At 52.2% G+C, this 1,417-nt stretch carries 1 protein-coding gene; it reads right to left on the reverse strand.

Annotated elements, in window-relative coordinates; all coding sequences use genetic code 11:
- Positions 1–272 precede the first annotated feature (272 nt).
- Complete coding sequence (locus OKC27_RS22655) at positions 273–1,316, reverse strand: IS110 family transposase (RefSeq protein ID WP_270806746.1); 1,044 nt, start codon at positions 1,314–1,316, stop codon at positions 273–275.
- Between the last annotated feature and the right edge of the window lie 101 nt (positions 1,317–1,417).

Consider the following 1,417-nt stretch of genomic DNA (forward strand, 5'->3'; position numbering starts at 1 on the left):
ATCGGCTCGAGCGCGAAAAGGACATTCTAAAAAATGTATGGTCTGCTCCTTATCTGCAAGCTTGAGCTGATTTCCAGAAGTCGTTTGCGTCAATGTATCCGGCCTGTCTGTGAGCTGTTTTCCGGCTCTGGCCTTGATGGGATCCGCACGTCGTCGTCCTAATAAAGCTACCAGTCATGAGAGACTGCTTTTTTAGCCAGGCTGCAACGTCGTGGGGTGAACGCTTCTGTCATCTGTTTTTGGCTCGCAAAACCGGGTATGAGTTCTATCAGTTAGACGGCTGAACTTGTGTTGGGATACGGTTGGTAATCCATGCCGGATGTCAGCACTTTCCAGCAAATTCGCATTATCTTGTTGGCCAGGGCGATAAGGACCACATGGTGGTGATGGCCGACCTCTAGCCTGGCGACCCATTCGCCTAACGATGATTTGTCACGCTTCATGTGAATTTTTAGCGCTTTGGCGCCTTGAATAACCATTTGCCTTAAATAGCTATTGCCACGCTTACTGATCCCGCCGAGCGAAGATTTGCCGCCCGTTGAGTATTGCCTGGGAACCAGCCCCAACCAGGCTGACAGGTCGCGGGCTTTCTTGAATTGTGAGCCATTGCCAATCGCGGCAATCAACGCGGTTGAGACAATCGGTCCAATGCCGGGGACGGTACTGATTTTTTGGCACAAACCTGATGCGCTTGAGGCTTGTCCGAGCATGAGGCTCATGTCATCAATCTGAATATCCAGCTGTTGCCACCGTTCTCTCAGGCGTAATACCAGGGCACGGATAAAGTCAGGCAAGCCATTCTCGGCATCTTCAAGGATCGTCGGCAGAGAGCGCTCGAAGACTTTTCTGCCGACTGGCACGGTGAGCCCATATTCCAGCAGCAACGCTCGCATCTGATTGACAGTAGCGGTACGTTCGACGATGAAACGCTGACGGACGCGATGAGTCGCCTGCAATGCCAGTTGCTCATGAGATTTCAACGGGACACAGCGCATAGTGCCTCTGCTACCAGCCTCGGCAATGGCGGTAGCATCGTTGAAGTCATTCTTGTTTGATTTGAGGTAGGGCTTCACAAATTGGGCAGGGATAATCTTGGGTTCGAACCCCGCCTGTTGAAACAGGCGCCCCCAGTATTGTGAACCAGGACATGCCTCGAAGGCGACCCGACAGGGTGGGGTCGTGCTAATGAACTGTTTCAGTTGTGAACGCGTGAGCTTTTGCTTGGTCAATACATGCCCCATGCGATCCATCGCCACCAGGTGAAACCAATTTTTGCCTAAATCGATCCCGTAAATGTAAATCTGCGCTTGAGTCATGATGAGCCTCCTTGATGCTGGCTACAGCATAGCGGGGTGGGTGGAGCAGACCATCCCATTAGGCTACGGCTCTCTTGATGACGGACGAGTTCACACGTACG

This window comes from Aeromonas sp. QDB62 (assembly GCF_027705695.1).
Lineage (GTDB): Bacteria > Pseudomonadota > Gammaproteobacteria > Enterobacterales > Aeromonadaceae > Aeromonas > Aeromonas allosaccharophila.

What these genes read in the sequence shown, in the direction of transcription:
- OKC27_RS22655 (WP_270806746.1), bottom strand. Translation starts at nt 1,316, where the DNA reads ATGACTCAAGCGCAGATTTACATTTACGGGATCGATTTAGGCAAAAAT.